The 5,671-nt window shown below is 40.4% G+C and carries 5 protein-coding genes and 1 pseudogene; 2 read left to right on the forward strand and 4 right to left on the reverse strand.

What is annotated here, in order from left to right:
* Nucleotides 1-143 precede the first annotated feature (143 nt).
* The 3 genes from EXE10_RS19920 to EXE10_RS19930 form a co-directional block, all read right to left on the reverse strand.
* A complete protein-coding gene (locus EXE10_RS19920; protein ID WP_039890603.1) occupies nt 144-1,772 on the reverse strand; it encodes an ABC transporter permease in 1,629 nt (542 codons plus the stop codon).
* A gap of 81 nt (nt 1,773-1,853) precedes the next feature.
* Nucleotides 1,854-2,870: an extracellular solute-binding protein gene (locus EXE10_RS19925; RefSeq protein WP_130114511.1), complete on the reverse strand. Its 1,017-nt coding sequence runs from the start codon at nt 2,868-2,870 to the stop codon at nt 1,854-1,856.
* A gap of 21 nt (nt 2,871-2,891) precedes the next feature.
* Nucleotides 2,892-4,016: an ABC transporter ATP-binding protein gene (locus EXE10_RS19930; protein WP_126034948.1), complete on the reverse strand. Its 1,125-nt coding sequence runs from the start codon at nt 4,014-4,016 to the stop codon at nt 2,892-2,894.
* 725 nt (nt 4,017-4,741) lie between these two features.
* On the opposite strand from EXE10_RS19930, the gene EXE10_RS19940 reads away from it, so the two are divergent.
* Together EXE10_RS19940 and EXE10_RS19945 are read left to right on the forward strand one after the other, a co-directional pair.
* Nucleotides 4,742-5,029 carry a BrnT family toxin gene (locus EXE10_RS19940; protein WP_130114512.1) on the forward strand — a complete coding sequence of 96 codons (288 nt, stop codon included), beginning with the start codon at nt 4,742-4,744 and terminating at the stop codon, nt 5,027-5,029.
* Complete coding sequence (locus EXE10_RS19945; RefSeq protein WP_130114513.1) at nt 5,016-5,330, forward strand: BrnA antitoxin family protein; 315 nt, start codon at nt 5,016-5,018, stop codon at nt 5,328-5,330. Before EXE10_RS19940 ends, EXE10_RS19945 begins: the two co-directional genes overlap by 14 nt.
* Nucleotides 5,331-5,406: 76 nt before the next feature.
* On the opposite strand, the pseudogene EXE10_RS19950 reads toward EXE10_RS19945, so the two are convergent.
* Nucleotides 5,407-5,671: pseudogene (locus EXE10_RS19950) on the reverse strand (hypothetical protein); the annotation flags it as partial.

Consider the following 5,671-nt stretch of genomic DNA (forward strand, 5'->3'; position numbering starts at 1 on the left):
CGTTAAACTCCCCTTAAAAAATATATCTTCTCAATAACCGTCAAAAGGATAAGCGATGGAATATATTTATGACATATGAAAAATAGCTGTTTAATCAGCTTTTTTACATTGCTTTGTGTATTTCTTTCGCTATAACAGCTATTTTATCGGCCAGTTTTACCCATTCGAGCAAGTAAAATAACTGGGATTAAGCCAACCAATACAATGAGTAAAGCTGCTATTGCACCATCTTCATAGGTGCCTCTTGAGGCTTCCGCATATAGCTGTGTAGCAAGCGTTTCCATATTTAGTGGTCTTAGTAACAGAGTGGCAGGCAATTCTTTCATGCAGTCTACGAAGATCAATAATGCAGCCGAGATGATCGCAGGGCGTAAAAGTGGGAAATGAACTCGCCATAAAATACCCCGTCTGTTCTGTCCTAAATTGCGTGCAGCATCATCAATAACCCCATGGATCCGGTTATATCCAGACTCTATTCCACCAATCGAAATGGCCAGAAAACGAACAGCATAGGCATAGATCAAAGTGAAACTAGTACCCAAAAATAGTAACCCTGTAGAAATGCCGAGCTTGAATTCAAGAAAATCTGCCACCGCATGATCGAGAGCACCCAACGACAGCATAAGGCCGATTGCGAGCACAGTACCCGGAATGGCATAGCCTAAACTTGCAATACGACTAAACCAGGTATTTCGGCTAAATCGTGCAGCGCTGACAATCAAGAAACCTATAAGGATGGTAATGAATGTGGCGATACTGGCTAAGGTAAGGGTATTCATCGAAGCTTGTAATAAATATTCAGAAAAACCAGCGTATTGAATACGTTTATAAGACTCCACCAATAAATGGCTGAACGGGATGAGGAACCCAATACAAACAGGGATAAGTCCAAGCCCGAATAATATTAGCGCTCTGGTTCCTTTAATGGGTTGAGGAGACATCAGCCGGCTGCGTTGAGCCGAGTTCATGTAACGCTGTTTGTGTCGTCCCAACCTTTCTATGATCACTAAAAAGGTAATGATCATGAGCATAAAAATGGCAATCTGTGCGGCACTTGCCAGATCAGACTGGTTGATCCATGTTGAATAAATGGATAACGTTAGTGTTTTAATGCCAAGAAACTCTGTTGCACCGATGTCATTAATGGTTTCCATTAAAACCAGACTGGTGCCCACTGCAATTGCCGGTCGAGCGAGTGGCATCGCGACTCTCAAAAAGACCTGATCGGGTTTCAGTCCCAAGCTGCGTGCGACTTCAATCAGACTTGCTGACTGCATTAAAAACATTGCGCGGGTGCTTAAATAGACATAGGGATAAAGGACGAAACTTAATAAAAAGATTCCTCCCCACACCGAGCGGATATTAGGGAACCATAGCTGTTGCATGTCTAACCCCAACCCGTCTCGCAGCAGGCTTTGGGCGGGACCAATGGGATGCAGAATATCGATATAGCTATAGGCAATGATATAGGTGGGTACTGCAAGAGGTAACAGTAGTGCCCAGTCGAGAAAAGCTCGACCATGAAATTGATAAGCCGTGACGATCCAGGCACTTCCTGTGCCAATAAGAATGGTCAGTAGACCAACACCAAGTAGAAGTAAAGATGTTTCTACCAATGTAGGTGGGATAACATAGCGAATCAGATGTTCCCAAATATCACTATTGCCTTGCAGTGCTGTCCAAACTAAAGCAAGGACGGGTAAACAGGCGAGAAGCGTCAATAGTCCACTTAGCGAAAATAACGAACTAAATTCAAATTTCTTTTTTGGCATTGAAGATCTAGGTATGATGAGAGGTGGAAACAAACCTGATCTTACAGAGAGAGTAAATCCTCCCTGTAAGTCGAGCGAGATTTAGTGATTAAACTGTACCTTATCAACCAAAAGATTGGCTGTTTTGCGGTATCGGGCAATTTCACTTAAGCGAATTGAATCCACCTTGAGTTTGCCAAAGCTTGCAATAATCGGGTCAATTTTAACCCCAGGTTTCACTGGATATTCAAAATCGCTTTTCGCATAGATCGCCTGAGCATGGTCAGAGACTAAAAACTCGAGCAATTGTACTGCTTCTTTACGATTGGGCGCATATTTAGATACGACGGCACCTGAAACATTGACGTGTGTACCACCATTTTCAAATCGCGGTAAAACCACATTAATGGAATTGCCCCAACGTCGTTGCTCTGCATCACCTGTGCGCATGGTGCCAACATAATAGGTATTTGCTACCCCAATGTCGCAAATCTTGCCGAGAATATCCCGTGCTACATCACGATCACCACCACTCGCAGGACGTGCTAAATTCGCTTTTACACCACGTAACCATTTTTCAGCTTCTTTCTCACCATGATGGGCAATATAGGCTGCGATTAAACCTGTGTTATAAGGATGGCTGCCGGAACGGATACAGATCTTATCTTTCCATTTTGGACTAGCCAAATCTTCATAAGAAATAGCAGTGATGGGAGTGCGCTCTTTAGAAACATAAACTGCACGTGCACGCATTGACAATGCATACCAGTGCCCATTTGCAGCACGTAAATTACCCGGAATTGAGCTGTTCAATACTTTTGAGTCTACACGTTGCGTCAAACCACTTTCGACTAAATCCACCAAATTCCCAAAGTCGACAGTGAGCATCACATCTGCAGGCGAACGTCGGCCTTCAGCTTTAACGCGTTCAAGCAACCCATCTTTAATAAAAACAGTATTGACTTTCACCCCAGTTTTTTGGCTGAACTCTTTTAAAAGAGGTTGAATTAGAACTGGTTCTCGTGTGGTATAAAGGTTGACTTCAGCTGCATTTACCCAGTTACAGCTAAAGGCAACTAGACCAGTTAAAAGAAGGTGAACTTTCGATAGTGATTTCATTTCTTATTTCCTTAACAGAGTTTAAACCTGAACTGCTTGTTCAAGCTGAGATGTGATGGCTATGTTAGAGTCGTCATCGGATGCAAAGAAGAAACATGCTGTTAAGTCTACGGATACATAGACTTGTTCAGTTTCAAAAAAATGCTGGAGATGGTCAACTTGAGCCAATAAAATGGTCGACTCAGCAGCAAGTTGCAGATGTAACTGGTAAGCGTGACCCATAAAACTGGATGAAATGACTTTTGCTGCGGCAGCGCCTTCGACTGGTTCTCTACAAACCTGTACCTGATGCGGACGGAAACAACAGGAAATCGATTTTTCAGCATATGCTAAGTTTTCAGGTAGTGCGATGTGACCAAAAATTGTTTTGATTTGATGATCTAACCGCTTGGCCGGTATTTCATTCAAAGCAGAAAAATAGCGTGCCGCGAACAGGGTTGAGGGCTGCAAATAAAGTTGCTTAGGTGTGCCGATCTGAATAATTTTCCCTTGATGCATCAATATAATTTGATCAGAAATTTGCAAAGCCTCTTCCGGATCATGCGTTACGATAACAGTAGTGGTTGCTGTCTTTTTTAAAAGGTCAATCGTACTTTGGCGGATTTGATCACGTAGCCGATGGTCCAGATTAGAAAAAGGTTCATCCATGAGTAACACATGGGGTTTAGGAGCCAAAGCACGCGCCAGAGCAACGCGCTGTTGTTCTCCACCCGATAAGGTGTATGGATAACTATGCATGTGATGATGCATGGAAACATGTTTTAAGGCTTGTTCTGCAATTTCTTGTCGCTGCTGTTTTGAGAACTTTTTTAACCCAAACATCACATTTTCCAGCACATTCAGGTGCGGAAACAACGCATAGTCTTGAAAAACCAGACCAATATTCCGTGCTTCTGCAGGGATGTGCTGTTCTTCATTCCAAAGAATGTTTTGTTCAAGCTGAATTGAGCCACTACTCGGTTCTTCTAAACCTGCAATCAAACGTAGCATGGTGGTTTTACCACAACCTGAATGTCCGAGTAAGCAAATGATTTGCCCACTCGTTGCAGACCATGTGGCTTGATTAACAGCAAAATGTGAGCCGAATTTTTTGCTTAATTTATTAATAGTTAATACATTGTTTGAATGTTCTGCATAGACATTCATGTTCAACTCGCAGTGCTATTTTCTTCACTAAATAATAACTAATAATCTTTCTCATGTAGAGAATTTTTATCAGTTTGATACAACATAAAATATTAAAATTGAGTATGGGTATATAAACGAAAGAAGTGAGATATTATTTTTGGAGAGTCTAGCTTTCTAACAACTCTCTTACGAAACTTTTCCTATTTTATATTTTTAGAACTAGGTGTTTATTTTTATATCAAAAGAAAATCCAAAAATGACACATGAATCAGTGTTAAACAAAAAATTTAAATGGATCTTCTTCTATGGTGGTCTTGGATAGGGAAGTAGTTTTGCTCTTATTTTCATATCATTAGATTCCTTCAACATAAACCTCAAGGTTTTGGCTCATTCCCTTTATTTTTAGCAATTTGTATTGTTGCTGGAATGATTCGTGGATGGGTAATGTCTAAGTCGACTATAGGTAGAAAATCTGAAAAAGCTCTCCTAATTGAACACATTATCATCAATTTAACATAATGGTGGTTATACGCAATACACTTGTATATTAATATAAATATCAGACACTTAATAAAACCTTAAAAAGCCAAAAATGCCCAAAAAGCCGATTTTGAAACAAGTCGGCTTTTTTATGAGCGGTTTTAATAGTTCTTGCCAATAATTTCGACTAAAAATTACGCTTCTCAACTTGAGTGATACAATTTTGTGATACAGTATTGTATATACAAATTTGAATGTTTTTTATGAAACAGTATTTCGAATGGGATGAGGCAAAGAATCGAAAGAATCAGAAAAAGCACGATGTCTCTTTCGAAACTGCAAGCCTTGTTTTTGAAGATCCACTGAGGATCTCAATTCAGGACAGACATACCGATGGTGAAGAACGTTGGCAGACCATTGGAAAAGTGAAAGGCGTACTAATGCTCTTAGTAGCTCATACCATCTTTGATGAAGATGACTGTGAAATCATAAGAATTATTAGTGCAAGACAGGTAACTAAAGCAGAGCGAGATAAATATGAGCATGGTTAGACACTCACGCAAAGAACTGAATGAAAAATTCAGCGACAAGCAAGATGCTGAAATTGAACGCTTGCTTGCTAAAGGCACGGTTCCTGACGATCATCTAGATCTATCAGATATGCCTGAAATTACCGACTGGAGTAATGCTGTACGCCACAATCAATTCTATCGTCCAGTGAAGCAACAAACATCTATTCGTTTAGATGCTGACGTACTTGCATGGTTCAAAGCACAAGGTAAAGGTTATCAGACACGCATGAATGAAATCTTACGAGATGCCATGCTAAAAGAATTAAAAAATCATCAGTAAAAATGGGAGCTTAAGCTCCCATTTTTGTGTTATTCCTAAGTAGAAATGTCCTACCTAATAACCAAATAGAAATGTCCTATATGGACATTTCCAAGTCAAGCACAGGATTTAGATTTCGTTCTTGAATTGCTGTTTTCTGTGCACGTCTGCTTGGCATCTTTTGAGAACGATTACGTTTGTTTTGCTGTTCCAGTTCTTCATGCTGTTGTTGGATATGCGCCAGAACCGAGCCTAATCTTTTATTCTCAACCACTTGATTCTGCTGTAGTCCAGCCAGTTTATTGAAGACACTATAGTTGATCTGGCACTGTTGCAAATAGAGATTTGAGTCGATGATGTTT

The sequence above is a fragment of the Acinetobacter sp. WCHAc060033 genome (assembly GCF_004209125.1).
GTDB lineage: Bacteria > Pseudomonadota > Gammaproteobacteria > Pseudomonadales > Moraxellaceae > Acinetobacter > Acinetobacter wuhouensis.

What these genes read in the sequence shown, in the direction of transcription:
- EXE10_RS19925 (WP_130114511.1), bottom strand. Translation starts at nt 2,870, where the DNA reads ATGAAATCACTATCGAAAGTTCACCTTCTTTTAACTGGTCTAGTTGCC.
- EXE10_RS19930 (WP_126034948.1), bottom strand. Translation starts at nt 4,016, where the DNA reads ATGAATGTCTATGCAGAACATTCAAACAATGTATTAACTATTAATAAA.
- EXE10_RS19920 (WP_039890603.1), bottom strand. Translation starts at nt 1,772, where the DNA reads ATGCCAAAAAAGAAATTTGAATTTAGTTCGTTATTTTCGCTAAGTGGA.
- EXE10_RS19940 (WP_130114512.1), top strand. Translation starts at nt 4,742, where the DNA reads ATGAAACAGTATTTCGAATGGGATGAGGCAAAGAATCGAAAGAATCAG.
- EXE10_RS19945 (WP_130114513.1), top strand. Translation starts at nt 5,016, where the DNA reads ATGAGCATGGTTAGACACTCACGCAAAGAACTGAATGAAAAATTCAGC.